General features: G+C 62.7%; 25 protein-coding genes. 13 read left to right on the plus strand and 12 right to left on the minus strand.

The window, feature by feature from the left end; all coding sequences use genetic code 11:
- Positions 1-52: 52 nt before the first annotated feature.
- The 4 genes from NCS28_RS16525 (at position 53) to NCS28_RS16540 (ending at position 4,424) form a co-directional block, all read left to right on the plus strand.
- The gene (locus NCS28_RS16525) at positions 53-1,540 is read left to right on the plus strand and encodes an NCS1 family nucleobase:cation symporter-1 (RefSeq protein WP_250514827.1); all 1,488 of its coding nucleotides are present in this window, start codon (positions 53-55) and stop codon (positions 1,538-1,540) included.
- 140 nt (positions 1,541-1,680) lie between these two features.
- Positions 1,681-3,144 carry a dihydropyrimidinase gene (hydA, locus tag NCS28_RS16530; RefSeq protein WP_250514828.1) on the plus strand — a complete coding sequence of 488 codons (1,464 nt, stop codon included), beginning with the start codon at positions 1,681-1,683 and terminating at the stop codon, positions 3,142-3,144.
- A 125-nt stretch (positions 3,145-3,269) separates the two neighbouring features.
- A complete protein-coding gene (locus NCS28_RS16535) occupies positions 3,270-4,034 on the plus strand; it encodes a CDP-diacylglycerol diphosphatase (RefSeq protein WP_250514829.1) in 765 nt (254 codons plus the stop codon).
- A 111-nt stretch (positions 4,035-4,145) separates the two neighbouring features.
- Positions 4,146-4,424: a BrnT family toxin gene (locus NCS28_RS16540; protein WP_250514830.1), complete on the plus strand. Its 279-nt coding sequence runs from the start codon at positions 4,146-4,148 to the stop codon at positions 4,422-4,424.
- A gap of 170 nt (positions 4,425-4,594) precedes the next feature.
- On the opposite strand, the gene NCS28_RS16545 is transcribed toward NCS28_RS16540, so the two are convergent.
- The 3 genes from NCS28_RS16545 to NCS28_RS16555 all read right to left on the minus strand — a co-directional run bounded on the left by NCS28_RS16545 (position 4,595) and on the right by NCS28_RS16555 (position 6,764).
- Positions 4,595-4,927: a hypothetical protein gene (locus NCS28_RS16545; RefSeq protein WP_250514831.1), complete on the minus strand. Its 333-nt coding sequence runs from the start codon at positions 4,925-4,927 to the stop codon at positions 4,595-4,597.
- 94 nt (positions 4,928-5,021) lie between these two features.
- The gene (locus NCS28_RS16550) at positions 5,022-6,311 is read right to left on the minus strand and encodes an aspartate carbamoyltransferase (protein ID WP_250514832.1); all 1,290 of its coding nucleotides are present in this window, start codon (positions 6,309-6,311) and stop codon (positions 5,022-5,024) included.
- Between the two features lie 33 nt (positions 6,312-6,344).
- On the minus strand, positions 6,345-6,764 hold the full coding sequence (locus NCS28_RS16555) for a secondary thiamine-phosphate synthase enzyme YjbQ (RefSeq protein ID WP_250514833.1): 420 nt from the start codon (positions 6,762-6,764) through the stop codon (positions 6,345-6,347).
- Positions 6,765-6,915: 151 nt separating this feature from the next.
- On the opposite strand from NCS28_RS16555, the gene NCS28_RS16560 reads away from it, so the two are divergent.
- The 3 genes from NCS28_RS16560 to NCS28_RS16570 all read left to right on the plus strand — a co-directional run bounded on the left by NCS28_RS16560 (position 6,916) and on the right by NCS28_RS16570 (position 9,624).
- A complete protein-coding gene (locus NCS28_RS16560; protein WP_250514834.1) occupies positions 6,916-7,374 on the plus strand; it encodes a BON domain-containing protein in 459 nt (152 codons plus the stop codon).
- A gap of 74 nt (positions 7,375-7,448) precedes the next feature.
- Positions 7,449-8,831: an NfeD family protein gene (locus tag NCS28_RS16565; RefSeq protein ID WP_502801199.1), complete on the plus strand. Its 1,383-nt coding sequence runs from the start codon at positions 7,449-7,451 to the stop codon at positions 8,829-8,831.
- 25 nt (positions 8,832-8,856) lie between these two features.
- Entirely contained in the window at positions 8,857-9,624 is a 768-nt protein-coding gene (locus NCS28_RS16570) for a slipin family protein (protein ID WP_250514835.1), read from the plus strand.
- Position 9,625: 1 nt separating this feature from the next.
- Here the strand turns inward: NCS28_RS16570 and NCS28_RS16575 are convergent, their stop codons facing one another.
- Complete coding sequence (locus NCS28_RS16575) at positions 9,626-10,162, minus strand: carboxymuconolactone decarboxylase family protein (protein ID WP_250514836.1); 537 nt, start codon at positions 10,160-10,162, stop codon at positions 9,626-9,628.
- 177 nt (positions 10,163-10,339) lie between these two features.
- Between NCS28_RS16575 and NCS28_RS16580 the strand changes: the two genes are divergently transcribed.
- From NCS28_RS16580 to NCS28_RS16600, 5 genes are all read left to right on the plus strand, one after another.
- Complete coding sequence (locus NCS28_RS16580) at positions 10,340-11,275, plus strand: LysR family transcriptional regulator (RefSeq protein WP_250514837.1); 936 nt, start codon at positions 10,340-10,342, stop codon at positions 11,273-11,275.
- A 157-nt stretch (positions 11,276-11,432) separates the two neighbouring features.
- Positions 11,433-12,524: an HlyD family secretion protein gene (locus NCS28_RS16585; protein ID WP_250514838.1), complete on the plus strand. Its 1,092-nt coding sequence runs from the start codon at positions 11,433-11,435 to the stop codon at positions 12,522-12,524.
- A 9-nt stretch (positions 12,525-12,533) separates the two neighbouring features.
- A complete protein-coding gene (locus NCS28_RS16590) occupies positions 12,534-14,108 on the plus strand; it encodes a DHA2 family efflux MFS transporter permease subunit (RefSeq protein ID WP_250514839.1) in 1,575 nt (524 codons plus the stop codon).
- 16 nt (positions 14,109-14,124) lie between these two features.
- On the plus strand, positions 14,125-15,588 hold the full coding sequence (locus NCS28_RS16595) for an efflux transporter outer membrane subunit (protein ID WP_250514840.1): 1,464 nt from the start codon (positions 14,125-14,127) through the stop codon (positions 15,586-15,588).
- Entirely contained in the window at positions 15,585-16,034 is a 450-nt protein-coding gene (locus NCS28_RS16600) for a PaaI family thioesterase (RefSeq protein WP_250514841.1), read from the plus strand. The genes NCS28_RS16595 and NCS28_RS16600 overlap by 4 nt, the downstream gene beginning before the upstream one ends.
- Positions 16,035-16,094: 60 nt before the next feature.
- Here the strand turns inward: NCS28_RS16600 and aptA are convergent, their stop codons facing one another.
- Positions 16,095-17,423, minus strand: a complete 1,329-nt coding sequence (aptA, locus tag NCS28_RS16605) for an omega-aminotransferase AptA (protein ID WP_250514842.1) — start codon at positions 17,421-17,423, stop codon at positions 16,095-16,097.
- 154 nt (positions 17,424-17,577) lie between these two features.
- Between aptA and NCS28_RS16610 the strand changes: the two genes are divergently transcribed.
- Positions 17,578-18,993 (plus strand): aminotransferase-like domain-containing protein, encoded by a 1,416-nt coding sequence (locus NCS28_RS16610; protein WP_250514843.1) that lies wholly within the window; start codon positions 17,578-17,580, stop codon positions 18,991-18,993.
- Positions 18,994-19,033: 40 nt separating this feature from the next.
- On the opposite strand, the gene NCS28_RS16615 is transcribed toward NCS28_RS16610, so the two are convergent.
- The 7 genes from NCS28_RS16615 to NCS28_RS16645 form a co-directional block, all read right to left on the minus strand.
- Positions 19,034-19,294, minus strand: a complete 261-nt coding sequence (locus NCS28_RS16615; protein WP_250514844.1) for a hypothetical protein — start codon at positions 19,292-19,294, stop codon at positions 19,034-19,036.
- A 177-nt stretch (positions 19,295-19,471) separates the two neighbouring features.
- Complete coding sequence (locus NCS28_RS16620; protein ID WP_250514845.1) at positions 19,472-19,732, minus strand: hypothetical protein; 261 nt, start codon at positions 19,730-19,732, stop codon at positions 19,472-19,474.
- A 129-nt stretch (positions 19,733-19,861) separates the two neighbouring features.
- Complete coding sequence (locus tag NCS28_RS16625) at positions 19,862-20,482, minus strand: H-NS histone family protein (protein WP_250514846.1); 621 nt, start codon at positions 20,480-20,482, stop codon at positions 19,862-19,864.
- A 40-nt stretch (positions 20,483-20,522) separates the two neighbouring features.
- Positions 20,523-22,061: a hopanoid C-3 methylase HpnR gene (gene hpnR, locus NCS28_RS16630; RefSeq protein ID WP_250514847.1), complete on the minus strand. Its 1,539-nt coding sequence runs from the start codon at positions 22,059-22,061 to the stop codon at positions 20,523-20,525.
- 136 nt (positions 22,062-22,197) lie between these two features.
- Positions 22,198-22,986, minus strand: coding sequence for a class I SAM-dependent methyltransferase (locus NCS28_RS16635; protein WP_250514848.1), 789 nt, complete (start codon positions 22,984-22,986; stop codon positions 22,198-22,200).
- Positions 22,987-22,991: 5 nt separating this feature from the next.
- Entirely contained in the window at positions 22,992-23,771 is a 780-nt protein-coding gene (locus NCS28_RS16640) for an ABC transporter substrate-binding protein (protein ID WP_250514849.1), read from the minus strand.
- 150 nt (positions 23,772-23,921) lie between these two features.
- Positions 23,922-24,326 (minus strand): Hsp20/alpha crystallin family protein, encoded by a 405-nt coding sequence (locus tag NCS28_RS16645; RefSeq protein WP_250514850.1) that lies wholly within the window; start codon positions 24,324-24,326, stop codon positions 23,922-23,924.
- Positions 24,327-24,339: the final 13 nt, after the last annotated feature.

The following is a 24,339-nucleotide window of genomic DNA, read 5'->3' on the forward strand; positions in this document are numbered from 1 at the left end:
CGTCGTCGTTGAAATTCCATGATCAACAGCACACTGAAACGGAGTGCATCCGATGAATCAGACAGCGCATAACGTCGAGACGAGCAGTCTGTACAACGACGACCTCGCGCCGACCGGCCCTGCGCAGCGCACCTGGAAGTGGTATCACTTCGCGGCGCTGTGGGTCGGCATGGTGATGAATATCGCTTCGTACATGCTGGCCGCGGGTCTAACCGATCAGGGCATGTCGCCGTGGCAGGCCGTGTTGACGGTCCTGCTCGGCAACCTGATCGTGCTCGTGCCGATGTTGCTGATCGGACACGCGGGCGCGAAGCACGGCATTCCGTATGCGGTGCTCGTGCGCTCGTCGTTCGGCACGCAGGGCGCGAAGCTGCCCGCGATGCTGCGCGCGATCGTCGCGTGTGGCTGGTACGGTATTCAGACGTGGCTGGGCGGCAGCGCGATCTACACGCTCGCGAATATCCTCACGGGCAATGCCTTGCATGGCGCGGCGCTGCCGCTCATCGACATTTCAATCGGACAGCTCGCGTGCTTTCTCGTGTTCTGGGCGTTGCAGCTCTACTTCATCTGGCATGGCACGGATTCGATCCGCTGGCTCGAAAGCTGGTCCGCGCCGATCAAGGTCGTGATGTGCGTCGCGCTCGTCTGGTGGGCGACGAGCAAGGCGGGCGGACTCGGTTCGATGCTCTCGGCGCCGTCGCAGTTCGTTGCGGGCGGCAAGAAGGAAGGGCTTTTCTGGGCGACGTTCTGGCCGGGCCTCACCGCGATGGTCGGCTTCTGGGCGACGCTGGCGCTCAACATTCCCGACTTCACACGCTTCGCGCGCACGCAATGCGATCAGATGATCGGCCAGACGATCGGCCTTCCTGTACCGATGGCGTTGCTTTCGGTGATCTCGGTCGTCGTCACGTCGGCGACGGTCGTGATCTACGGAAAGGCGATCTGGGATCCGATCGATCTCACGAGCCGCATGACGGGCATCGGCGTGGGAATTGCGCTCATCATCCTCACGCTCGATACGATGTGCTGCAATCTCGCGGCCAATCTCGTCGGACCGGCATACGATTTTTCTAGCTTGTGGCCGAAGGGTATTTCGTATCGCGCGGGCGGCATGATCACGGCGACGATCGCCATCGTCATGATGCCGTGGAAGATTCTCGCTACCACGCAGGGGTATATCTTTACTTGGCTCGTCGGCTATTCGGCGCTGCTCGGGCCGGTTGCGGGGATTCTGATGGTCGATTACTTCTTCATTCGCGGCACGCGGCTCGATCAGCGTGAGCTTTTCGATGAGGACGGCGAGTATTCGTATAGCAATGGCTGGAATGTGGCGGCGGTGGTGGCGTTGCTTGTCGGCGTGCTGCCGAATTTGCCTGGGTTTTTGCATACGGCGTTTCCCGCATCGTTTCCTGGCGTGCCTGTGTTTTTCAATACGCTCTATACGTATGCGTGGTTCGTGGGGCTTGTGCTTGCGGCGATCGTTTATGGGTCTTGGATGAAGTTGCGGGGGAGCCCGAGGGCGGGGGTTTTGAGTGCTTGATGTTTTCTTGTCTGTTGATCCCGTGTGGGCGTTGGTTTATTGGCACTGTCCCATAGGGCAGAGCCAATAGACCGACACAGAATCAGGACTTTACGAAAGCAAAGCAAAGCGACCGAAACAAAGTCAAGGAGCACACCAAAATGCCAACATTGATTCGCGGCGGCACGATCATCGACGCAGACCGCACGTACCGCGCAGACGTACTTTGCGCAGACCCCAAGGCAGGCGGCACGATCCTCGCCATCGGCAATGATCTCGACACCCCCGCAGACACGCAGACAGTCGACGCCGGCGGCCAATACATCATGCCCGGCGGCATCGATCCGCATACGCACATGGAACTGCCCTTCATGGGCACGACCGCCAGCGACGACTTCTACACCGGCACCGCGGCAGGACTTTCCGGCGGCACGACGAGCATCATCGACTTCGTGATTCCAAGCCCGAAGCAGCCGCTCATGGACGCGTTCAAGGAGTGGCGCGGCTGGGCGGAAAAGGCGTCGGCGGATTACGGCTTTCACGTCGCGGTGACGTGGTGGGACGAGTCCGTGCATCGCGACATGGGGCTGCTCGTGCACGAACACGGGGTGTCGAGCTTCAAGCACTTCATGGCGTACAAGAACGCAATCATGGCCGACGATGAAGTGCTCGTGAACAGCTTCACGCGCTCGCTCGAACTCGGCGCGCTGCCGACCGTGCACGCGGAAAACGGCGAACTCGTCTTCCAGTTGCAGAAGCAACTACTGGCGAAGGGCTTCAAGGGACCGGAGGCGCATCCTCTATCGCGTCCGCCCGAAGTGGAAGGCGAGGCGGCGAATCGTGCGATCCGCATCGCGCAGGTGCTCGGCGTGCCGCTCTATATCGTGCACGTTTCGGCGAAAGATGCGGTCGATGTGATCGCAAAGGCGCGTAACGATGGACTGCGCGTGTTCGGCGAAGTGCTGCCGGGGCATCTCGTGATCGATGAATCCGTGTATCGCGATCCCGACTGGACGCGCGCCGCCGCGCACGTCATGAGCCCGCCGTTTCGCACGAGCGAGCATCGCGAAGCGCTGTGGCGCGGCTTGCAATCCGGGCAACTGCACACGACGGCGACCGATCATTGCGTGTTCTGCGCGTCGCAGAAGGCGATGGGCCGCGAGGACTTCACCCGCATTCCCAACGGCTGCGGCGGCGTGGAGGATCGCATGTCGGTGCTGTGGCATCACGGCGTGAACATGGGGCGTCTCACGCCGAACGAGTTCGTGCGCGTGACGTCGACCAATGCCGCGCAGATCTTCAATCTCTATCCGCGAAAAGGCGCGGTGCAGGTGGGCGCGGACGCGGACCTCGTCGTGTGGGATCCGCAAGCGACGCGCACGATCTCCGTGAAGACGCATCATCAGAAGGTGGACTTCAACGTCTTCGAAGGCATGACGGTGCAAGGCGTCGCGACGCACACGCTCACGCGCGGCGCGCTCGCGTGGGCGAACGGCGATCTGCGGGCGGAGCGCGGCGCGGGGCAATATCTCAAGCGTCCGCCGAACGCGTCGTACTTCGAGGCGGCGCGCGTCGCGAACAAGCTGAAGGAACCGCATCCGGTGAATCGCGCCGAAGCAGTCTGACGCGCGTTCGAATATAAAGCCGCGCATCTCTGCGATGCGGGGCTTTATCGCGTTTCGAGGCGCTTTCACGCGCCTGCAAGCATAATCCGGCAGCCTCTCTATTTTTGCGCCGCCCGATCATGCCGATGAAACCCACGATCACACTCCGCCGACTCGCCGCGTTCGGCTTGCTCTGTTTGCCGCTCGCGTGCGCGGCGAATCCGAACGCGCTATGGGAGATCGTCCACGATTATTGCGAGCCGGCGGCCGAGGGCGCGCACGTTCAGCAGAAATGCGCGGACGTGAATCTCGCGGGCGGCTATGCGGTGTTGAAGGATATCGTCGGCATCGCGCAGTATCTGCTGATTCCGACCGCGCGCGTGAGCGGCATCGAAAGTTCCGCGTTGCTCGAACCCGATGCGCCGAACTATTTCCGCGACGCGTGGCACGCGCGCGGCTATGTGGATCGCGCATTGCGCCGGACGTTGCCGCGCGATGAAGTTTCGCTTGCAATCAATTCCGCGAGCGGTCGCACGCAGAATCAGTTCCACATTCATATCGATTGCCTCGCGTCCGATGTCGCGCAGACGCTGCGCGAAGTGGGACCGGGCATCGGCACCGAGTGGAAGCCGCTGCCGGTGAGACTGCGCGGTCATGTCTACAGCGCGATGCGCATCGACGATGCCGATCTCACACACACCGATCCCTTCAAGCTCCTCGCGCCCTACGCCGCCAGTCGCGGTCAGACGATGGGCGAACAGACGCTGCTGCTCGCGGGCGCCGTGCGCAGCGATGGCGCACCGGCGTTCTTTTTGCTCAACGATCACGTTCAGCCGGGCGACTGGGCGTCGTCCGAAGAGCTTCAGGATCACACGTGCGCGCTGGCCAATCGGTCTATAGAAAAGCCTTGAGGTTTTGCAGAAGAATGAAGTGACGCGAATGCTTCGGAGTTCGGATTAAAAGACGATCCGCAAATCAGAACTTTCGTGCCTTGTCACTTCTACTTTTGGGAACCACAATGAATGCACTTCGGCGACATTACGTTTGACCCGTTGAAGGACGCGATCAATCGGATACAGCACGGCGTGTCGCTCGGTCTTGCAAGTGAGATCGCCTGGGACGACATCGTGCTGGAAGTGGACGATCGTCGCGAGTATGGAGAGGTTCGCGAGGTGGGTTATGCGCCTATCCGCGGACGTACGTTCTGCGTGGTACTCACGCGGAGAAACGAGACGCGGCGCATCATCAGCCTGCGCCGCGCAAATAATAGAGAGGTTAAGCGGTATGCAAAGAACTTATAACGGATTCATCCTTAACACGCCCGAGGAAGAAGAGGAGATCAACAGAGGTATAGCCTTGGACCCCGACACGTGGGAGCTTTCCGACGAAGAATTCAAACGGATGAAGCCCTACGCCGAATTCATGCGTGAGCATCATCCTGATCTGATCGAGCGATTGAAAACATGAGTTGTCAACTCGCGCCGCGCGTGCATGTTCGATGCGCAAACACGCGCGGCGCGATTCCCTCAACACGCGCTTCCGGCAGGACACGTTTCAGCGTGCGCAGCGTGAAGGAGAGATCCTCGCTGGCCGTATCGAATTCGAGCCGCAACTCGCAGCCTTCGCGCTGCGCCTGGCTCACATAGATGCCAAGCGGCGAATGAAACAGCGCACGTATACGCTCCCTGGACGCCTCGCTGTCCGCGAAATGCGCCAGCGCCAGAATGCGCACACGCTGGAATGCGCCGAAACCTTCATCGTGTAATGTTTTGCGGCTGGCCACCCATGCAAGCGACATATCCATGACCGTTGCTCCATCACGTATTCCTTGTGTAGAAGCATAGGCCGGCTTTCGTCAACGTCACGTTAAGAGATAGGGCCGCCGTGTAAAAAACGTATCAATCGAAGCCGTGGAATACGGCATCGTCCGGGCCGACGGAGGCGGGCGATTTCCACGCCGCGTCGCGCATCGAATGGCGCACCTGATGCTCGACGCCCAGCAGCACCGCGAAGATCGCCATGCGCACCGCGATGCCGTTGTCGGTCTGACGGAAGATCGCGAGGCGTGAGTCGTGATTCAAATCCGTGGCGAGATCGTTCGCGCCGGGGCGGCTGTCGCGCGGCAGCGGATGCATGATGAGCGTATCGCGTCCGCAGACATCGTCGACGAGCGCCTGGTTGATCTGGAAATCGGGCATATAGCCTTCGATGGATTCGTCGGCGAAACGCTCTTTCTGAATGCGCGTCGCATACACGACGTCCGCGCCCGCGAGTCCCGCGCGCAAATCGCTGGTTTGTTCGATCACATGATCGCCACGCGCGATACGTTCGACGATATGCGCCGGCATCTCCAGCGAACCCGGCGACACGAGCGTGAACTTCAGTCCTTTGTAGAGCGAAAGCAGCTTGGCGAGCGAATGTACGGTGCGCCCGTACTTGAGGTCGCCGACCATTGCGATATGCGCGCCATCGACGATCTTCCCGAGACGCGAAAACTCGCGCTGGATCGTATAGAGGTCGAGCAGCGCCTGGCTCGGATGCTCGCCCGGACCGTCGCCGGCATTAATGACGGGAATGTTCGTCGCGCGCGCGAATTCGGCGACGGAGCCTTGCTCGGGATGCCGCACGACGATCGCGTCCGCGTAGCCGCTGATGACGCGGCTCGTGTCGTAGATCGACTCGCCCTTGGCCATCGACGAGAACGTGAAGCCCGTCGTGTCGCACACCGAGCCGCCGAGACGCGCGAACGCCGCGCCGAAACTCACACGGGTGCGCGTGCTCGCCTCGAAGAACAGATTGGCGAGCACCGCGCCTTCGAGCACGCGCGTGATCTTCTTGCGGCGCGCGATAGGCTGCATCATGTCGGCCGTGCGAAACAGTGCTTCGGCGGATTCGCGCGAAAACTGGTCGATCGAAAGCAGTTGCGGCCGGCCTTCGAATTCGATTGTCGAGTGTGCGCTCTGCGTATACGCACCCGTTTCCGGCATGCCCGCGAGAATCTCGCCGACGTAACGCGCGGCGATTTCCGGCATCGCGCGCGATTCCGGCGACTCGTCCGGCAGCAGCCAGGTATCGAGTGCGCGCCGCGTCACGCCGATACGCGACGCGAAGGCGTCGCGAGTCATGTTCAGACGCCGCATGGCGTCGCGAAGAATCGTCTGCTGCTGAAGTTCCTGAGTCACCGTCATCGTCCCGTAAATATACGCGGTGCGTATATTAGGTCACTCGCCGATCAGATGCAAGACGAGTTCGCGCTGATGCTGCGCCGTCCGATGCTCGAACACGTAGATCCCTTGCCAGGTGCCGAGCACCATGCGGCCCGCTTCGACGGGAATCGAAAGCTGCACGGTGGTGAGGGCGGTGCGCAGGTGTGCGGGCATGTCGTCGGGGCCTTCGGTGTCGTGCACGTAGCGGCCGGGCGCTTCCGGCGCCACCGTTTCGAAATAGCGTTCGAGGTCGGTACGCACATCGGGGTCGGCGTTCTCCTGTATCAGCAACGACGCCGACGTATGCCGGCAAAACAGCGTGAGCAAGCCGGTGCGAACGTCCTGAAGATCGATCCAGTGATCGATCTCGCGGGTGACTTCGTGCAGGCCGCGCGAGCCTGTCGCGACCGTCAGATGGTGGAGTGCCTGTTTCATGTCGGCCTCGGTGCGAAAAATGGGCGGTACGCCGTTGTGCGAGTTTACCGGCTTCCCGCGCGCCGGTTCGTTACGATGCGATGAACTATCCTGTCTGGACGATGGTTCGATGCAAGGCGCGAAGATGGTCCGAATGCTTTCAAAAGGAAAAATGCTCTCGTTCATCGCCGTGCTGACGGCCTCATCGCTCACGCTCGGCGCCGACGACAAACGCGAGAATCGCGGCAACGATCCCTTCCTGCACGTATCGAGCGCCATTGCCGATTGCGCCGCGCCGCGCGGCCCGGTCGAAACCGAACAGGAATGGCTCGACGAAGCGCACTACCGCATCGAACGGGGCAATAGCTGCTGGATCGCGGGCCGCTGCCGCCTCTCGAACAGCTATCTCTACGACAAGGAAATCGCCGAGAGCGTGACGCGGCGCTTGAATTCGCTGAACGCGTCACTGCAATGGCGCGAGAAGACGAGCCTGTGGCTCACGCTGCAACGCCGCTTCATTTATCTCGACGGCTGCGTGTCGCGCGATTTCGACACGGCGCGCTTCGTGTCGGCACTCGGCGAGACGGCCGATGTCGAAAAGGTCATCGACCGCACGACGCGGCGGCCTTGATTCTCGATTTGACCTAAGCTGAGAGAGAGACCAAACGAGGAACCGTCGCGCATGCGCGCGTCCGGTTTTCGCCGATGAGAACGCACCTCGCCGACTGGCTGTGGACTTGCGCACGCTGCGCGCTATTGCTGATGGCGTTCGCATTCACGCCGATGACCGCAGCAGCAACGGCGCCTGCCGTCGTGATCCCGCTGAAGGGCGCGATCGGCCCGGCGAGTGCGGATTTCGTCGTGCGTTCGCTTGCCCGGGCAGCGGACGAGCGCGCGCAACTCGCCGTGCTGGAACTCGATACGCCGGGCGGCCTCGATCTCTCGATGCGTTCGATCATCCAGGCGATACTCGCTTCGCCCGTGCCGGTGGTCGCCTTCATCGCGCCGAGCGGGGCGCGCGCGGCGAGCGCGGGCACCTACATCACCTACGCGAGCCACATCGCGGCGATGGCGCCGGGCACGAACCTCGGCGCGGCGTCGCCCGTGCAGCTCGGCATGGGCGGACCGGAGCGCGAGCCGGCTGGCACGGGCAAGGCCGCATCGGACGCGCAATCGACGGAAACCCGCAAGCAGATGCAGGACGCCGCCGCCTACATTCGCGGCCTCGCGCAACTGCGCGGACGCAACGCGCAATGGGCGGAGCGCGCGGTACGCGAGGCGGTGGCGCTGTCGGCGGCGGAAGCGCTGGCGCAGAACGTCATCGACCTGACCGCCGCCGACGTTCCCGACCTGCTCGCCAAACTCGACGGCCGCCACGTCAAGACCGCGAGCGGCGATCACGTTCTCGCGACGAAGCACGCGCCGCTCGTCGTCGTGCAGCCCGACTGGCGCAGCCGCTTTCTCGCGACCATCACGGACCCGAGCGTCGCGCTGATCCTGATGATGATCGGCATGTACGGGCTCTTCTTCGAGTTCGCGAATCCCGGCATGGTGCTGCCGGGCGTCGCGGGCGCGATCTGCCTGCTCGTCGGGTTGTTCGCTCTGCAACTATTGCCGATCAGTTTCGTCGGACTGGGATTGATCGTGCTCGGCATGGGCTTTCTGGTCGCGGAAATGTTTCTGCCGACGTTCGGCTCGCTCGGCATCGGCGGGATCATCGCGTTCGCGATCGGCGCGCTCATGCTGATCGATACCGACGTGCCGGGCTTCGGCGTTCCCGTCGGCGTCGTCGTGGGGCTCGCGCTCTTCACGGCGCTGTTCGTGTTCACCGTGTCGGGCGTCGCGTTGAGAGCGCGCAAGCGGCCCGTGGTGAGCGGCGGCGAAGCGATGCTCGGCAGCATCGGCGTGATGTTGACGCACGAGCCCGAAAGCGGCTGGGCGCGTGTGCACGGCGAACGCTGGCGTGTGCAGCCGGCCGCGTCGCGAGCGTTGCCGCACGAAGGCGCGCGTGTGCGCGTGATCTCGCGTCACGGCCTCACGCTGACCGTCGAGCCGATCGACGGCGAACGCGAGGCCGGTCATTCCTGAACATATCGACGATGAGGCTTGAAAAATGGGGCTTACCTTTGGTTTCAGCGGCATTCTGATTGCGTTCGTCATCTTCATCGTCGCATCGGCGGTGCGCATCTTCCGTGAGTACGAGCGCGGCGTCGTGTTCATGCTCGGGCGCTTCTGGAAAGTGAAGGGACCGGGGCTCGTGCTGATCATTCCGGTCGTGCAGCAAGTCGTGCGCATGGATTTGCGCACCGTCGTGTTCGACGTCCCGCCGCAGGATGTCATCACGCGCGACAACGTGTCGGTGAAGGTGAACGCGGTCGTGTACTTTCGCGTCGTCGATCCGGAGAAGGCGGTGATCCAGGTCGCGCGCTTTCTCGATGCGACGAGCCAGCTCGCGCAGACCACGTTGCGCGCGATCCTCGGCAAGCACGAGCTCGACGAACTGCTGTCCGAGCGCGAGCGCCTCAACACCGACATCCAGCGCGTGCTCGATTCGCAGACCGACGCGTGGGGCATCAAGGTGTCGAACGTCGAGATCAAGGACGTCGACATCAACGAGACCATGATCCGCGCGATCGCCCGCCAGGCCGAAGCGGAGCGCGAGCGTCGCGCGAAGATCATTCATGCGGAAGGGGAGTTGCAGGCGTCCGAGAAGCTTTTGCAGGCGGCGCAGATGCTCGCTCAGGCGCCGCAGGCGATGCAGCTTCGCTATCTGCAAACCCTCACGCAAATCGCCGGCGACAAAAACTCGACGATCGTCTTTCCGGTGCCGGTCGATCTGGTGAGTTCCGTCATCGACCGGTTGACCAAGGGCCCGGCGTAGCTCAGACGAGCGCCGGAAAGTCGAGCGTCGTGTCGTTCACGCGATTCACGAGGTTCGTGAAGTTGATGACGCTCATGGCGAACAGCGTGTCGATGACTTGCGCTTCCGAGTAGCCCGCTTCGCGCACTTCGGTGAGACGCGCCGCGTCGATGGTGCCTGTGGAACCCGCGACATGCCGCACGAAGCGTACGAGCGCATCGCGCTTCGCGTTGCCGGTCGCTTCGCCCGCGCGGATCTGCTGCGTTTCCTTTTGCGATAGCCCGACCATCTTGCCGACGACGGTATGCGCGGCGGCACAGTAATCACAACCCGCGAGTTCGCTGACGGCGAGCTTGATCGCCTCGACGTCGGCCTTCTCGAGGCTGCTCTTCGCGAGGATCGCATCGCCGTTGAGCGCGGCGCCGAGCGCGGCGGGGCTATGTGTGCCGATGACCGCGTACGCGTTCGGCACGCGGCCGGCGGCCTTCTTGATGGCGGCGAAAAGATCGGCGGCAGCGCCCGTTGCTTCATTGACGTTGACTTGGGAAAGACGTGACATGGTGTGCTCCTTGATTCAGTGGTTGCGCCATCTCGATGGCATGGATCGAACTTTAGGCGCATGCGTCTTTCGCGTGAATGCTCGCGCGGCTCGTTGAACCGCGCGATCGTCTCATCGTGCGAGTGCGGCGGCTTCATGCCATGATCGAGGCTCTCTGCACGCGTCACGATCACGCACATGGACTATCTGACGAGCCTGAAGGTGTTTTGCACGGTGGTCGAAGCGAAGAGCTTCGCGCGTGCGGCCGACATACTCGGCTTGTCGCCGCCCGTCGTGTCGCGCGCGATCGCGGGCCTCGAAGAGCGGCTCGGCAGCCGGCTTTTCAATCGCACGACGCGGCAGATTTCGCTAACCGAAACCGCGGAACGCTTCTTCTCCGATTGCTCGCGCCTGCTCGACGAACTTCAGGCGATGGAAGAGCGCGCATCGAACCGCGCGAGCGAGGCGACGGGCCTGTTGCGGCTCGTCGCGCACACGACGGTGATGACAAGCCGCTATACGCCGCTCGTCGCGAGTTTCCGGCGCGCGCATCCGCACGTGCGCCTCGACGTGACGCTGACCGAGCGGCCCATCGATCTCGTCGGCGAAGGTTACGATCTCGCGATCGTGCTGCCGTTCATGCTCTCCACCGATACGGCGGTCACGCGCCTGCTCGAAACCATTCCGCTCGTGCTCGTCGCGAGTCCCGCGTATCTCGCGCGGCGTCCCGCGCCGCGTCATCCGTCCGAACTCGTCGATCATGTGTTCGTGCCGATGTCGCCGTCGATCCGCAAGCCCGCGCTCACGTTTCGCATCGGCGGCGAGGAAGTGCGCGTGCCGCTCGATCACGACATGTCGTCCAACAGCGCGGTGTTCAATCGCGAGATGGTGCTCCAGGGATTCGGCATCGGCGTGTTGCCGGCGGCGCTCGTCGCGCAGGAAGTGGCGACGGGGCGGCTCGTCACGCTGCTCGACGCGTACGAGCGCGTCGATTCCGCCATAGAGATTCGCATCGCGTACAGCACGCGCGCGCTCTTGCCGGCCAAGGTCCGCACATTCGTCGAACACGCGGTGCGCTTTTGCGCCGACGAAGGCATGCTGTCCGACCCGCCGAAAAGCCTCCGGGCCTTGTGACGCAAGGCTCGACGCGATTCTTTCCGCCAGCGTTATTCATTCGTGCGCGCTATGACTGTTGACTTGGTGCATATGCACATCTAGTCTTCCGGGCTATGACGGGCAGTGGATTCTCCCTTTCTCCAATCAAAATTGTGCATATGCACTATAACCACACATGACGACACCTACGACGAATATTCCATCGGTCTCCGCGCCCGCATTGGCGCGGCCGGCGCGCAAGATTCCCTGGATGCTGCTCGCGCTCGGGCTGGTCGGGCTCGCGCTGATCGCGGCCGTGACCTGGTGGGCGCTCGTGCTGCGCTTCGTGCAAACGACCGACGATGCCTACGTCGGCGGCGATGTCACCGTGCTCGCGCCGAAGGTCAACGGCTTCGTCACCGATGTGCTCGTGCAGGACAACCAGCGTGTGAAGGCGGGCCAGGTGCTGATCCGCCTCGATGCGCGCGACTACGACGCACGCCTCGCGCAAGCCGACGCCGAACTGTCGGGCGCACGCGCGTCGGTGGTCGAGTTGCAGGCGAAGGATGCGTTGCAGGCGGCCGTCATCAGTCAGCAGCAGGCGGAAGTGCGCGCATCGTCGGCGGAACTCACGCGCAGCGCGCAGGATCGTTCGCGCTATCGCGAGCTCGTGAAGGACGATGCCGTGTCGAACCAGATCGTCGAGCGCGCGGACGCGGACTATACGAAGGCGCAGGCGGCGGTGGATCGCAGCGGCGCGTCGCTGGTGGCGGCGAAGCGCCAGTTGAGCGTGATCGAAGCGCAGATCGCGGATGCGCAAGCGCGCGTCGCGACGGCCGAAGCGGCACGCCGCGTCGCGGAGCTGAACGTCGAATACACGACGATCCGCTCGCCCGTCGATGGCTATGTCGGCAATCGCACGGCGCGCGTGGGCGTGCTCGCGAACGTCGGCACATCGCTCCTGACCATCGTGCCTTCGATGGGCCTTTGGGTCGATGCGAACTTCAAGGAAGACCAGCTCAAGAAAATGCGCGTGGGCGATGAAGCGGACGTCGAGCTCGACGCATCGAGCGTGCCGCTCACCGGCCACGTTGAAAGTCTCGCGCCCGCAACTGGCGCGACCTTCAGCGTGCTGCCCGCGGAAAACGCAACCGGCAACTTCACGAAGATCGTGCAGCGCGTGCCGGTGCGTATTCGTCTCGATGTGCCGAAGGGCATGGAATCGGTGCTGCGTCCGGGCCTTTCGGCGACCGTGAAGGTCCACCTCGGCAAGCAGTCGAACGGCTGAGGAGCAGTCATGACTTACACCGTTCCCTCCGATCCCGCGAGCCAGCCGATCAAACAGCGCGTGTTCGCGTTCGCGCTGATGTGCCTCGGCTTCTTCATGGCGACGCTGGATATCCAGATCGTGGCGTCGTCGCTGAAGGATATCGGCGGCGGATTGTCCGCGAGCCAGGACGAGCTGTCCTGGGTGCAGACGTCCTATCTGATCGCGGAGATTCTCGTCATTCCGATGTCCGGCTGGCTGTCGAAAGTGTTCTCCACGCGCTGGCTTTTCGTTGCATCGGCGGTCGGCTTCACGATCACGAGCATGCTGTGCGGCATGGCGTGGGACATCAACTCGATGATCCTCTTTCGCGGACTGCAAGGCGCGCTCGGCGCCGCGATGATCCCGACCGTGTTCACGACCGCCTTCGTGATCTTCCCAGGCAAGCAGCGCTTGATTGCATCGACGACTATCGGTGCGCTGGCGTCGCTCGCGCCCGCAATCGGACCCGTGATCGGCGGATGGATCACCGATCAATGGTCGTGGCACTGGCTCTTCTATCTGAACGTCGCGCCGGGTCTCGTCGTCGCGCTGCTCGTGCCGAAGTACGTGAACATCGACCAGCCCGATCTTTCGTTGCTGAAAAAAGGCGACTATCTCGGCATCGCGTTGATGTCGGGCTTTCTCGGCTGCCTGGAATACGTGCTAGAAGAAGGCCCGCGCAAGAACTGGTTCGGCGACGACGTGATCATCGCGTGTACGTGGATTTCGGCGATCTGCGGTTTCCTGTTCCTCGTGCACGCATTCACGGCGAAGGACCCGATCGTCGATCTGCGTGCGCTCGCGGTGCGCAACTTCGCGATCGGCAGTGTGCTGTCGTTCGTGACGGGCATCGGCATCTTCGTGTCGGTGTTCCTGACGCCGGTGTTTCTCGCTCGCGTGCGCGGCTTCGATTCGCTCGATACGGGTCTCGCGCTGCTGTCGGTCGGCTGTTTCCAGTTGCTTTCGATCGGCGTGTACGGCTTCGCGTCGCGTTTCATCGACATGCGCGTGCTGCTCGCATTCGGGCTCATCTGCTTCGGCGCGGGCTGCTACTTCTATACGCCGCTGACGCACGATTGGGGCTGGCAACAGTTCCTTCTGCCTCAGGCGTTGCGCGGCATCGGTCAGCAATTCGCGGTGCCGCCCATCGTGACGATGGCGCTCGGTTCGCTGCCGCCGTCGCGGCTCAAATCGGCGAGCGGGCTTTTCAATCTGATGCGCAATCTCGGCGGCGCGATCGGTATCGCGGTCAGTGCGACGATGCTCAACGATCGGCTCAATCTGCATTACCTGCGACTGAACGAGAACGTGACGATCGGCCGCCCCGTCATCGACGATCTGCTGTCGCGCAGTTCCGCCCATCTCGCGTCCGTCGCGGGCGATGCGCTGGATGCGTCGCAGGCGGGTCTGGCATCGCTGCATGCGCTCGTGATGCGCGAAGCGCTCGTGCTGACCTTCGCCGATTGCTTCTACGTGCTCGCGCTGTGCTTTCTCTTCGGCCTGACGACGGTGATGTTCGCGAAGCCGATCACGAGCGCGCCGCCTTCCTCGGACGCGCATTGAAACGGATGCTTGGATCATGAAGAAACTACTCGTGAACATGCTTGCGGGCGTGACGGTTCTGACGCTCGCCGCGTGCGCGGTGCAGCCCGAAACGCACGCCGATCTTCCGGCGACCGTGAACGCGAGCGCGCCCGCCGACTGGAGCGTCGATGTCCCGAAGCAGGCTATCGATCCCACCGCATGGTGGAATCAGTTCAACGATCTGGTCATGCATGAACTGGTCGCTTCGGTGTTGAACGACAACCTCGACGTGCAGGCGGCGATCGAGCGCGTGAAGCAGGCGGAGGCGATCACGACGCAACGCCGCGCGGCCTTGCTGCCGCAACTGGACGCAAACGCGGGCGGATCGTACTCACGTCAGAACACGCCGCCGCCGCTCGGCTATGTGAAGCAGGCGGGCTTCGGCCTAACGCTTAACTGGACGCCCGATGTGTTCGGCGGCGAGCGCCTGGAATTGCTTGCATCGCAGGCGCAGCTCATCGGCCGTGAACATGCGGCGGATCAGATCAGGCTCGCGCTCGCCGCCGATACGGCCGCCGCGTATGTCGATCTGCGCTGGGCGCAAGCCGAACTGAAGATCCTGCGAGACAATCTGGAGATTCGCGAGCGCGCATTGAAGCTCACGCAACGTCGGCTGCAATACGGTCTCTCGACGAAGCTCGATGTCGCGCGCGCGCAGAATCAGTTGAGCGATCTGCAATCGCGCGTGCCCCGCACGCAGGCGACGATTCAACATCAACTGAGCCTGATCGCGGTGTATTCGGGCCGCACGCCGGAATCCGTCGACAAGCTGATGCTCGCGAATCCGGGCGACGCGCCCGTCATCCCGCTGCCGGCGAGCGGCGCGCCGCAGATGTTGCCGTCCGAAGCGTTGTTGCGCCGTCCCGATGTGCTCGCCGCATATGCGACCGTGCAGCAGCGCGCGGCGGAAGTCGGCGTCGCGCGTGCGGAGCGCTATCCGAAGTTTTCGCTGCGATTGACCGATGGCTTGCTCGCATCGTCGTATCTCGGCTTGCCGACGCTGACCGACAACCTGTTCTCGGCCGCGCTCAACGCAACGAGCCCAATTTTCAACGCCGGGCGCATCACGGCGGAGATCGAGCAGAACCGCAGCAGGATGCGCGAATCGGAACTGCGTCTGCGTCAGACGATGCTCGAAGCGCTGAAGGATGTCGAGGATACGCGCAGCGATCTCGTCAGCACGACCGAATCGACCGCGCGCCTGACCGATGCGCTCTCGGCATCCGGCCAGTCGCTCACGCTGTCGACGCAGTTGTACAAGGGCGGCGCGGCCAGCTTTCTCGATGTGCTCGACGCCCAGCAATCGTATCTGCGCGATGCAGATGCATTGAATCAATCGAAGCGCGAACACGCGCTCGCGGCGGTGGCGCTGTATCGCTCGCTGGGCGGCGGCTGGAGCGTCACCGGCGACGACGACGTGATCAAAACCGCCAGCGATAAAACGGAGACGACGAAATGAGCCTGATCGAAGAAACCGCCGCCGGCCTGGACGGTCTCGCGCAACTGCGCAAGCTGATCGCGTGTGGACGCAAGCCGGGCATCATGGTGTCGCTCAATTTCGAGTTCATCGAAGTGGAAGCGGGCAGGGCGGTGTTCGTGGGCGTGCCCGGCGATCACGCGTATAACCCGATCGGCACCGTGCACGGCGGCTATGCGGCGACGCTGCTCGATTCCGCCTGCGGATGCTCGGTGCATTCATGCCTGACGGCAACGCAAGCCTATACGACGCTCGACTTGAAAGTCGCGTATCACAAGGCGCTCACGCGCGATTCGGGTTTGCTGCGCGCGGAGGGACGCGTGCTGTCGATCGGACGCCGCGCCGCGTTCGCCGAAGCGACGCTCAGGGATGCGAGCGGCAGATTGTTCGCATCGGCGACATCGACGTTGCTCGTCATGGAGCGGTGACAGAAAAAGCCCGGTTCCTGGCCGCGAGAAACCGGGCTGTCGGCTCGGCGAGAAAAGCGCTTATTTCACGCTTTCCAGCGCCTTCCTAACTGTGCCGAAGATCTGATCGATCTGATCGTCTTCGATGATAAGCGGCGGCGAGAACGCGAGGATATCGCCGGTATAGCGCACGAGCACGCCCGCCTCGAAGCACTTGACGAACACTTCATACGCACGCGCGCCGGGTGCGCGGTCGCGCGAATCGAGCTCGATGCCCGCAACGAGCCCGAGATTGCGGATGTCCTTCACGAACGGCGCATCACGCAACGCGTGCGCGGCGCTTTCGAACTTCTCGGCCTTCGACGCCGCGCGCTCGAACAGCTTGTCGCGCTGATACAGATCGAGCGTCGCAATGGCCGCGGCGGTCGCGACCGGGTGCGCCGAATACGTATAACCGTGGAACAGTTCGATGGCGTTTGCGGCGCCCGCATCGACGACCGTGTCGTGCACGTTGCGATGCGCGGCGACTGCGCCCATCGGAATGGTCGCGTTGTTGATCGCCTTGGCCATCGTGATGAGGTCGGGCGTCACGCCGAAGTACTCGCTCGCCGTCGCTTTGCCCAAACGTCCGAAGCCGGTGATGACCTCATCGAAAATCAGCAGAATGCCGTACTTCGTGCAGATGTCGCGCAGCTTCTGCAAATAGCCTTGCGGCGGCACGAGCACGCCCGTTGAACCGGCGAGCGGCTCGACGATCACGGCCGCGATCGTCGACGGATCGTGCAGCGTGACGATGCGTTCCAGATCCTCGGCGAGATGCGCGCCCCATGCGGGCTGGCCCTTCGTGAACGCGTTATGCGCGAGATCGTGCGTATGCGGCAGATGATCGACCGAGGGCAACAGTGCGCCCGAGAACGTCTTGCGATTCGGTGCGATGCCGCCGACCGAAATGCCGCCGAAGCCGACGCCGTGATAACCGCGCTCGCGACCGATCAGGCGCGTGCGCTGGCCTTCGCCGCGCGCGCGGTGATAGGCGAGCGCGATCTTGAGCGCGGTATCGACCGACTCCGAGCCCGAGTTCGTGAAGAAGATGCGGTCGAGCCCTTCGGGCATCAGATCGGCGACCTTGCTCGCGGCTTCGAAGGCGAGCGGGTGACCCATCTGGAAAGTCGGCGCGAAGTCGAGCGTCGACAGCGCCTTCTGCACCGCATCGACGATCTCGTCCCGGCAATGGCCCGCGTTCACACACCAGAGGCCCGCCGTGCCGTCTAGCACTTCGCGTCCATCGGTCGAGCGGTAATACATGCCCTTCGCGCTTTCGAGCAGACGCGGCGCGGCCTTGAACTGGCGATTGGCGGTGAACGGCATCCAGAACGACGAAAGGTCGTCGATGACGGGGCGAGCATTCATGGCAGGTCTCCTCCTCGGAAAGAACGGTCACTCACTGTATTCCTCCGCAAAATTACGCGGCATAGACAGTTGGATCACTGCGCTGCCAACTGTGCTGGCAAAATGCTGAAAACTGTATTGGCCGATGCTTGTCGGCCACGCTAACCTCGAAGCCATGATCGAACTCAAGCTGGAGCGCGGCACGCGGCAAACGCCGACGCTCGTCGAACAACTGGTGCGCGCGTTTTCCTCGGCCATCCAAGAGCAGACGCTGCGCGCGGGCGCGCTCTTGCCTTCGGTGCGGCGTCTCGCCGAGGCCGAGGGTCTCAGCACGTTCACGGTGACCGAAGCGTATGGCAGGCTCGTGTCGATGGGCCTCGTCACCGCGCGGCGCGGCTCGGGCTATCGCGTGGCCGCGCGCGGGCGCAGCGAGCGCGTTAGAGCCGTCGAATGGCAGCCGCCGAGCCTCACCGCGACGTGGCTTCTGTCGGACGTATTCGCCGATTATTCCGTGCCCATCAAATCCGGCTGCGGCTGGCTGCCGAACGAATGGGTCAACGAGAGCGGCTTGCAACATGCGCTGCGCGCGGTGAGCCGCGTGCCGGCGGCGCGCATCGCGGATTACGGACATCCGTATGGCTTCGTGCCGCTGCGCGAGCGCATCGCGGAGCAGATGGACCGTCACGGCTTGCCGGTCGATGCCGCGTCGAATGTGCTGTTGACCGCGGGCGCGACGCAGGCGCTCGATCTCATCGTGCGCACGCTGTTGCGTCCGAGCGATGCGGTCGTCGTCGAAGATCCGGGCTACTGCAATCTGCTGCAGATTCTGCGGCTCGCCGGGCTACAGGTGCATGGCGTGCCGCGCACCGCCGCCGGCATCGATACGGACGTGTTCGAGCGCATCGTCATCGAGCATCGGCCGAAAGCGGTCTTTCTCAACACGACCTTGCAGAATCCCACGGGCGCGACCTTCGGCATGGCGTCGGCGTTTCGTCTGATGCAGATCGCGGAGCGCCACGGACTGTGGGTCGTCGAGGACGATGTGAACCGCGAACTCGCGCCGCCCGGCGCGCCGTTGCTCGCGGCGATGGAAGGGCTGAGCCGCGTGCTGTACGTCGGCGGCTTCGCGAAGACGATCACGCCCGCGCTGCGCTGCGGCTATGTCGTCGCCGAGCGAGATGTGCTGCGCGAGCTGGCGCGCACGAAGATGGCAGTGGGACTGACGTCATCGGAGGCGACGGAGCGCATCGTCGAGAAAGTGCTGACGGAAGGGCGCTATGCGCGGCATGTGGAATTCGTCGTAGAGAAGCTGAAGGATGCGCATGCGCTCGTGGAGGATCGCATGGACGCATTGGGCATCGAACTCTTCCGGCGTCCGCGTGCGGGCCTCTTCGTGTGGGGTGCGTTGCCGATCGATCCGGCGAAAGAAAGTGCAGTCGCGACCCGCGCGCTGGAGCACGGCATATGGCTCGCGCCCGGTTCGTATTTCCGTCCCGACGATGCGCAAAGCGCGTGCTTCAGATTCAACGTCCCTTATTCCGTCGACGACGCGCTTTGGACTTTTTTAGAAACTACGATCAGAGATTTTTAAAGCGGACACGACGAATCGATTCATCGCGTCCGCCCGAATCTTATTGCGCGACTTGCGACGAAGCCGATGCGGAAACCTGTCCGCGCTGATTCTGCGCAGTGCGTTCCGTATTGCCGAAATCACCGCGCCCTTGCGCGGCTTCTTCCGCCGCGAAGGTTTGCGCGCTGACGCCGTGCTGCGAAGCAGGCGCACCGACATCGGGACGATAATGCGGCGCCGGGCCATAACCGCTTGCAAATGCCGAACCGGCAAAGAGAGAACTCAATGCAATAGCAAAGCCCACTACGAGACGTGTGTTCACGAGATTGCTCCGACGAATATGAGGAGGTGCGGTTGTCGGTCAACGACAACCACAGTCGGAGAAAAGTGTCGTTCGTAACGAAACGCCCCCGACTTGTGAACGCAGTGTAGAAGGACTGAGCCGCTTTTTAATCGCACGAAAAGCCAATTGAGTTTTCGGCGATCTCAAACAATGGGATTACACGACGGCGACCTTTAGCAAGCGCCTCGTTCGCGACGCGGCGAGATGTGCCCGCAGATGCTCGCAGACGTCTTTCCGGCGCACCGCATTGAGCGGATCGCACAGACGAATCGTGAGCGTCGAGGTTTCCATGTGATTCGAGCCGGCCGCCGGCGCTTCCCAAAGCACGACCGTGAAATTGCCGTCGGAGACTTGAACGATCTGAAAGCGCGCGATATCGATTTTCATCAGCTCGTGTGGTTCGATCGAATGATGCATGATGTCCTCGGCGCTCTCGGCAGGTGTGTTGTGATATACGCAAGCACCATGCCGACACCAAAGGCCTTCGTGGGCGCGCAACGCTTGTCGCGCACCCGTGTCGATTCTTCCGTGCCTTGCTAAAAAAGGCTAATTCGATGCCGATGCGCTGTCAGCCGACGCATTCGCATTGTTCGGCTCAGGCACAGCCGCGGGAGCAGCGCTCGCCGATTTCGCGGTACGTTTGCGCGGCGCGCTGCGCTTTGCGGCCGGCTTGTCCGAAGTCGTTTTCTTCGCGGCAGTCGCCGCGGTTTTTTTCTTCGCCGCGGGCGCGCTCGTTTGCGCTGTTTTCGTTTTCTTCGCAGCGACTTTCTTGCTGGCCACCTTCGGCTTGACCGCTTTCTCCGCGCCTTGCGCATCGATCAGAAACTTGCTGCGATCCTTCACATTGGCGATCCACGCAGGCGGGCGGGCCCAGCCGCTCCAGGTCTCACCGGTCTTCGGATTGCGATATTTCGCGGGCAGCTTGCCCTTTTTCGCGAGCTTCGTCATCGCCTGGTGGCGACCCGCTGGCGCGGGCAACGCGACCTTCGGCTTCGCGGCGCGTTTGACCTTCTTGCCGTGCCGATCGATATCCGCGGTCGTGAGGCCGTGCCTCTCCATCATCGCGCGGATATCGTCGAGCACGGCTTGCGCGCGTTTCGCGATCAATTGCTCGGCCTGCGCCTGCAGTTTCTTCAGTTTTGCTTGCACTTGCTTGAGTGTCGCCATCGTTGCTCCTCTTTGTCGCTTGTGGGTAGTCGTCAGGACGCTAATCGGCGCTCATTCTGGTTGCGTCGACGAACTTCTCGGTTGCATCGTCGATGCGGCGCGACTTGCGTCCCGCAGGCCCGTGAATATACACGGCCTTGACGTTCGCGGAGGCGTCCGGCGCGGGCGGCGGCGTCATCAGATATCGAGCCTCGCGTGCATGATCGCCCAGTTGCAGGCGCGGATCGAAGACCGAATTGAAGCGCCGCAGCATGCGCACGAAATTCGTCTGTCCATGCATCAGCAAGTGCATGGCTTGCCCCGCCGCACCGCGCAACGCGGCCCAGCCCATGTGCTTGCGATTGAGCACTTGCTGCGTGCGCACGAGTTCCGCATAGAACTCGGGCAACGGCAGGCGCGTCGGCAAAACCGAGTGCTGAATGTCGTAGAGCCGGTAATCGAGGCTGGTAAGACGACGCTGTTCGCGCAGCCAGATTTCGGTGCCGGGATAGGGCGTATTCACGCTGATATTCACGATCTCGGGAATATCGAGGCACCATTGCCGCACGGTTTCAAAACGCTCACGGTCCCATTCGGGATCGGCGATGAGATTGAGCGCGACGGTAATGCCCAGCGAGCGCGCGAATTCGAGCGCTTCGAAATTCTTGTCGAGGGTGATGCGCTTGCGAAACGCTTTCAGTCCTTCGGCGTCTATCGCTTCCATGCCGATGAACATGTACTGCAAGCCGAGCGTGCGCCAGAAACGGAATACATCCTTGTTGCGCAGGAGCACGTCGCCGCGCGTTTCGAGGTAGTACTTCTTGCGGATGCCGCGCCGCTCGATCGCGCGGCCGATCTCCATGCCGTGCTCTGCATGCACGAACGCGACATCGTCGACGATGAACACGCCCGGCTCGCGTATCGACGCCAGTTCATCGGCAATCACTTCGGGACTGCGCGAGCGATAACTTCGGCCATAGAAAGTCCACGCGCTGCAAAACGTGCAGTCCCACGGACAGCCGCGCGCGAATTCGATCGACGCGCACGGGTCCAGCGTACCGATGAAATACTTGCGCCGATGCCGCAGCAGATCGCGCGCGGGAAGCATGTCGTCGAGACTTTCGACGAAGCGCGGCGGCGGTCCCGAACCGTCGATCGTGACCGCGCCGGGAACGGCCAGCAGGTCGTTCTTCGTCGCGGCCGCATGAAGCAGCGCAGTCACCGATGCCTCGCCTTCGCCCTTCAGCACGCAATCGATCGCGCCTTCGGCATGACGCAGCATGTCGCTCGCGGTGAACGATGCGCTATGTCCGCCGACGAACACGAAACAATCGGGCAGCAGCGCTTTGACCGTCTTGGCGAGATCGATGATTTCGGGAATGTTGGCGAGATAGTTGCCGGAGAAGCAAAGCGCGTCCGGTCGCCAAGTGCGCACGAGGCGCTCGAAGTCGCGATGCGTTTCGACTTGCAGATCGATCAGGCGGACATCGTGTCCCGCCTGACGCACGGCGGCCGCCACGGTTTCGAGCCCGAGCGGTTCGAGCCGGAGGAACACGCGGGTGTACATCAGGCCGCTGGGATGAACGGCGAGCACTTTCATGGACTCTCCTCGCGGGAACGAATCACATCGTGCGGATCACATCTCCATTCGGGCGCGGCCCTCAGCGGACAAGAACGCGAAGGCCGTGGACATTCTACTGTCGGCTCGTGCGCATTGCTCGATTACGTGCCGATCTTTATGACTTGATCGCGATGAATGCAGCGGTTTCGTAAGGCACGGTGACTTCATGCTTGCCGCTGAGTTCGGGTTCAGCTTCGATGAGCTTGCGCACCTCTTCGTCGATCTCGGCGCGCACCGCTTCAGGCAATGACGCGATGAAACTCGTCGAGCGCACGCGATGAACGATCACGTCTTCGGGCGAACCCGTATGGCCGAGCGAGAAATGCGTTTCGATCAGCGGGCCGAAGCCTTCATGCGGAAACGCGTTGCGCCATGCGCCGGTGTAGTAGCGCGGCGCGTCGCCTTCATAACGATTGACAATGGCGTCGAGCTTCGCGACCCACGGCACGCGAGCATCGCGCAGATTCCACACGAGGCCGAGTCGGCCGCCCGGCTTCAGCACGCGACCAATTTCGTCGAGCGCGGCGCGGCTCGCGAACCAGTGAAACGATTGCGCACACACGACGGCATCGACGGATGCGTTCCCGAGCGGAATCGATTGCGCGGTGCCCGCGAGCGTTTGCACATCGGGCAGCGTGGCCGCGAGCTTGGCGCGCATCGAATCGACCGGCTCGATCGCGATCACGCGCGCGCCCGTCTGCACGAGACGCGGCGTGAACTTGCCGGTGCCCGCGCCGAGATCGACGACGCTCGCGCCGGGTTTCAGCCCGAGCGTATCGGTGAGCCAGCCCGCGAGTTGCGGCGGATAATCGGGCCGCCCGCGCACGTAGCTGTCCGCGTTGGCCGTATAACCTTGCACCGCTGCGCGATGCACATTCGATTGATCGTTCGCGGGCTTCGCCATGACATTTACTCGCCGTAGATATTGAAGTCGAAGTACTTCTGTTCGATGCGCTTATAGGTGCCGTCCTTGATCATCGCGGCGATGGCGCCATCGAGCTTCTCCTTCAGGTCGGTGTCTTCCTTGCGCAAGCCGATGGCCGTGCCGGGACCGAAGATCGCGCTGTCTTCCAGTGCGCCGCCCGCGAAGCCGTAGGGCTTGCCGCGCGGCGTTTCAAGGAAGCCGCGTTCGGCCTGCACGGCATTTTGCAGCGACGCGTCGAGGCGCCCGGCGAGCAAGTCCTGATAGACCTGATCCTGATCCGCATAGGACACGACCTTCACGCCCTTCGCGCCCCAATGCGCCTTCGCATAGGTTTCCTGCATCGAGCCTTGCTCGACGCCGACCGTCTTGCCCGCGAGCGATTCCGCCGTCGGCTGGATACTGGAATCTCGTTTGGCGACGAGACGCGTGGGCACATGGAAGAGCTTGCTCGAGAAGGCGATTTGCTTGACGCGCGCGGGCGTCATCGACATCGTGGAGAGCACGCCGTCGAACTTGCGCGATTTGAGGCCCGGAATCATGCCGTCGAATGCATTCTCGACCCACACGCATTTCGCGTTGAGACGACGGCAGAGTTCATTGCCGACATCGATGTCGAAGCCCACCAGCGAGCCGTCGGGTGCTTTCGATTCGAAAGGCGGATAACTTGCATCGACGCCGAAGCGAATCGTCGACCATTCCTTTGCATGCGCTCCGATCGATACGGTCAGCATCGAACCCAATAACACCGTCAACAGCCTCTTCACGATAGTCCCTTTTTTGCGATGAGTATTCGAATGTAGGCGACTTAAGCCGCCGCCGACGATTATAGAGGCGTGCGTGCGGCGCAAAAAAGAAAACGGCCGCGAAAAGATCGCGGCCGTTCAAGGCAAGGGTTATCACGTTGTTATGGTTGCTTAGCCCGCTCGCACTTCGACGCGGCGCGGACGCGCTTCTTCGCGACGCGGAATCGTGAGCCTGAGCACGCCGTTAGTGAGATTCGCGTCGATCTTCGCGGTGTCGAAATCATCGCTCACCGTGAAGGCGCGAGCGAAGCGCGGCGCGCGCAATTCGGCATGATGCACACGCACCGCGCCTTGCACGGGCAGCTCCGCTTCGGCTTCGATGGTAAGGCGGGCATCGTGCACCTTCACGTCGAGCTTCTCGCGCGACACGCCGGGCAGATCGGCCCACAGCGTGATGCCGTGGCTATCCTCGACGATATCGACCGCGGGCGTCACTGTTGCGCGGCGCGCCGTGTCTTCGTTCTTGCGCGTCACTTCGTTCGTGGCTTGCGGGGCGACTTGCGTGTTCTCGGTCATGATGTTTTCCCTC

Source organism: Caballeronia sp. INDeC2, from assembly GCF_023631325.1.
GTDB lineage: Bacteria > Pseudomonadota > Gammaproteobacteria > Burkholderiales > Burkholderiaceae > Caballeronia.

Coding starts and splice junctions, on each gene's coding strand:
- NCS28_RS16620 (WP_250514845.1), bottom strand. CDS start 19,732: ATGCATCATTCGATCGAACCACACGAGCTGATGAAAATCGATATCGCG.
- NCS28_RS16545 (WP_250514831.1), bottom strand. CDS start 4,927: ATGGATATGTCGCTTGCATGGGTGGCCAGCCGCAAAACATTACACGAT.
- NCS28_RS16570 (WP_250514835.1), top strand. CDS start 8,857: ATGGGGCTTACCTTTGGTTTCAGCGGCATTCTGATTGCGTTCGTCATC.
- NCS28_RS16565 (WP_502801199.1), top strand. CDS start 7,449: ATGAGAACGCACCTCGCCGACTGGCTGTGGACTTGCGCACGCTGCGCG.
- NCS28_RS16555 (WP_250514833.1), bottom strand. CDS start 6,764: ATGAAACAGGCACTCCACCATCTGACGGTCGCGACAGGCTCGCGCGGC.
- NCS28_RS16625 (WP_250514846.1), bottom strand. CDS start 20,482: ATGGCGACACTCAAGCAAGTGCAAGCAAAACTGAAGAAACTGCAGGCG.
- NCS28_RS16590 (WP_250514839.1), top strand. CDS start 12,534: ATGACTTACACCGTTCCCTCCGATCCCGCGAGCCAGCCGATCAAACAG.
- hydA (WP_250514828.1), top strand. CDS start 1,681: ATGCCAACATTGATTCGCGGCGGCACGATCATCGACGCAGACCGCACG.
- NCS28_RS16535 (WP_250514829.1), top strand. CDS start 3,270: ATGAAACCCACGATCACACTCCGCCGACTCGCCGCGTTCGGCTTGCTC.
- NCS28_RS16600 (WP_250514841.1), top strand. CDS start 15,585: ATGAGCCTGATCGAAGAAACCGCCGCCGGCCTGGACGGTCTCGCGCAA.
- NCS28_RS16595 (WP_250514840.1), top strand. CDS start 14,125: ATGAAGAAACTACTCGTGAACATGCTTGCGGGCGTGACGGTTCTGACG.
- aptA (WP_250514842.1), bottom strand. CDS start 17,423: ATGAATGCTCGCCCCGTCATCGACGACCTTTCGTCGTTCTGGATGCCG.
- NCS28_RS16585 (WP_250514838.1), top strand. CDS start 11,433: ATGACGACACCTACGACGAATATTCCATCGGTCTCCGCGCCCGCATTG.
- NCS28_RS16560 (WP_250514834.1), top strand. CDS start 6,916: ATGCTCTCGTTCATCGCCGTGCTGACGGCCTCATCGCTCACGCTCGGC.
- hpnR (WP_250514847.1), bottom strand. CDS start 22,061: ATGAAAGTGCTCGCCGTTCATCCCAGCGGCCTGATGTACACCCGCGTG.
- NCS28_RS16645 (WP_250514850.1), bottom strand. CDS start 24,326: ATGACCGAGAACACGCAAGTCGCCCCGCAAGCCACGAACGAAGTGACG.
- NCS28_RS16610 (WP_250514843.1), top strand. CDS start 17,578: ATGATCGAACTCAAGCTGGAGCGCGGCACGCGGCAAACGCCGACGCTC.
- NCS28_RS16580 (WP_250514837.1), top strand. CDS start 10,340: ATGGACTATCTGACGAGCCTGAAGGTGTTTTGCACGGTGGTCGAAGCG.
- NCS28_RS16550 (WP_250514832.1), bottom strand. CDS start 6,311: ATGACGGTGACTCAGGAACTTCAGCAGCAGACGATTCTTCGCGACGCC.
- NCS28_RS16635 (WP_250514848.1), bottom strand. CDS start 22,986: ATGGCGAAGCCCGCGAACGATCAATCGAATGTGCATCGCGCAGCGGTG.
- NCS28_RS16525 (WP_250514827.1), top strand. CDS start 53: ATGAATCAGACAGCGCATAACGTCGAGACGAGCAGTCTGTACAACGAC.
- NCS28_RS16540 (WP_250514830.1), top strand. CDS start 4,146: ATGCACTTCGGCGACATTACGTTTGACCCGTTGAAGGACGCGATCAAT.
- NCS28_RS16575 (WP_250514836.1), bottom strand. CDS start 10,162: ATGTCACGTCTTTCCCAAGTCAACGTCAATGAAGCAACGGGCGCTGCC.